Raw genomic sequence first — 2,006 nt, forward strand, 5'->3', positions numbered from 1 at the left:
CGACCCTCTGCGCCTGCCCGCCCGACAGTTCGGCGGGCATGCGCGGCGCAAAGGCGCGGGGAAGCCCGATCAGGTCGAGCAGTTCTCCCACCCGGCCGTCGGCATCCCGCCCGGCAAGCCGCAGCGCCAGCCCGATATTCCCCGCCACATCCATATGCGGAAACAGGCCGATATGCTGGAACACATAGCCAATGCGCCTGCGCAGTTGCGGCAGGGAGACATCCGCAACATCCTCCCCCATCAGCAGCACGCGCCCCGCATCGGGTTCGACCAGCCGGTTCACCGTCCTGAGCAACGTGGACTTGCCCGATCCCGATGCGCCCACGAGCGCCACGAACTGCCCCGCCGCCACGTCCAGCGAGACGTCCGCAACCGCGACGGACGACCCGAAAGCCTTGCGAACGCCGGTAAAGCGGATCGCGGGCTGCGGCATAATGTCAGGCGGCCAGCGCGTTGATCGCGGTGGCCAGGTCGATGTCCCGCTGCGACAGGCCGCCGGCGTCATGGGTGGTCAGCATGATCTCCACCCGCCCATAGACGTTCGACCATTCGGGATGATGGTCCGCCTTCTCCGCCAGCAACGCCACTTTCGTCATGAAGCCGAACGCCTCCACGAAATTGCCGAAGGAAAAGGACCGGCTGATCCCATCCGGCTCCGCGACGCCGCCCCACTCCGGCAATCCCGCCAGCGCAACCGCCCGTTCCTCATCATTCAGCTTCTCGATCATGCACATTCCTTCCGGCCTTTAAGCCTACTCGTATTTATATCGAATCATTACCCGTTCGGGCTGAGCGAAGTCGAAGCCTTTGTCTGAGCGGAGGCGAAGACGCCTCACTGCGTTCGGCGGAAGGCTTCGACTTCGCTCAGCCCGAACGGATGTAAATGGGTGTCATTGCTCACACACGACGGATGCGATTTCTCGCCGCATGCTCCGACATATCACTCACCCTTCCTCACTGGCGCATGCGCGCCCTATCGCCTATGTCGCAGCGATGACAGAGCAAGGTCAATCGCAGAGCTTCGCGCCAAGCGCGCAGGACATTGAAACGCTGGCGCTGGCCGCTTTATCCCGCCTGCCGGAACCTTTTACCCGTTACCTGCACAATGTGGTCCTGTTCATTGAGGAATTTGCGACCGAGGCGGTGCTGCGCGACCTGAATGTCAGCGACCCGTTCGACCTGACGGGCATCTATAATGGCCGCCCCTTCGGGCAGGAGGCGCAGACAGGCGACATGCCGCCCAGCATCCACCTCTACCGCCGCCCGCTGCTCGACGAATGGGTCGAAACCGGTGTCGCGCTGGAATCGCTGATCGCGCATGTGGTCGTGCATGAGGTCGGCCATCATTTCGGCCTGTCGGACGCGGACATGCACGCATTGGAAGATATGGTCACCGAATGAGCGACGCGCTGCTGCGCCTGTCCGGTGTCGCCTGTATGCGCGGCGGACGGCTGCTGCTGCGCGGCATCGACCTGACATTGGCGCCGGGGCAGTCTGCCCTGCTGCGCGGCCCCAACGGCATGGGCAAGTCCAGCCTGATCCGCCTTGCCGCCGGATTGCTTCCCGCCTTTGCCGGAACGGTCGAGCGGCGCGGCAAGGCGGCGCTGAGCGATGAATCGCTGGCGCTCGACCGTGATCGGACGCTGGCGGATGCGCTCGGTTTCTGGGCGCGGATGGATGGCGTGCCGGCCGCCACCGTCGCGGACGCATTATCCGCCCTCGGCCTCTCCGGCCTCGCCGATATTCCGGTCAGGATGCTGTCCACCGGCCAGCGCAAACGCGCGATGCTGGCGCGCGTGGCGGCGAGCGGCGCGCCCATCTGGCTGCTCGACGAACCGGCCAACGGGCTGGACAGCGCATCGGCAGCGATGCTGGGCGCGCTGATCGGGCGGCATCTGGCGGGCGGCGGCGTCATCCTGGCCGCATCGCATCAGGACCTGCCTCTGCCCGGCGCATATGAGATCGATCTGTCCGCTCATCTGCCGCAGGACGCGCAGACATGATCC

Annotated in this window: 4 protein-coding genes; 2 read left to right on the plus strand and 2 right to left on the minus strand. The window is 65.4% G+C overall.

Features of this window, described 5'->3' with window-relative positions; all coding sequences use genetic code 11:
* Positions 1-433: ATP-binding cassette domain-containing protein (locus BHQ40_RS24570; protein ID WP_139139479.1), on the minus strand; the 433-nt coding region annotated here is incomplete at its 3' end.
* Positions 434-437: 4 nt separating this feature from the next.
* The gene (locus BHQ40_RS24575; protein ID WP_070158294.1) at positions 438-728 is read right to left on the minus strand and encodes a 4a-hydroxytetrahydrobiopterin dehydratase; all 291 of its coding nucleotides are present in this window, start codon (positions 726-728) and stop codon (positions 438-440) included.
* 265 nt (positions 729-993) lie between these two features.
* On the opposite strand from BHQ40_RS24575, the gene BHQ40_RS24580 reads away from it, so the two are divergent.
* Both BHQ40_RS24580 and ccmA read left to right on the plus strand, forming a co-directional pair.
* Positions 994-1,401, plus strand: coding sequence for a metallopeptidase family protein (locus BHQ40_RS24580; protein ID WP_070158295.1), 408 nt, complete (start codon positions 994-996; stop codon positions 1,399-1,401).
* Complete coding sequence (gene ccmA / locus BHQ40_RS24585; RefSeq protein ID WP_070158296.1) at positions 1,398-2,003, plus strand: heme ABC exporter ATP-binding protein CcmA; 606 nt, start codon at positions 1,398-1,400, stop codon at positions 2,001-2,003. The genes BHQ40_RS24580 and ccmA overlap by 4 nt, the downstream gene beginning before the upstream one ends.
* Positions 2,004-2,006: the final 3 nt, after the last annotated feature.

The sequence above is a fragment of the Sphingobium phenoxybenzoativorans genome, from assembly GCF_001757355.1.
Lineage (GTDB): Bacteria > Pseudomonadota > Alphaproteobacteria > Sphingomonadales > Sphingomonadaceae > Sphingobium > Sphingobium phenoxybenzoativorans.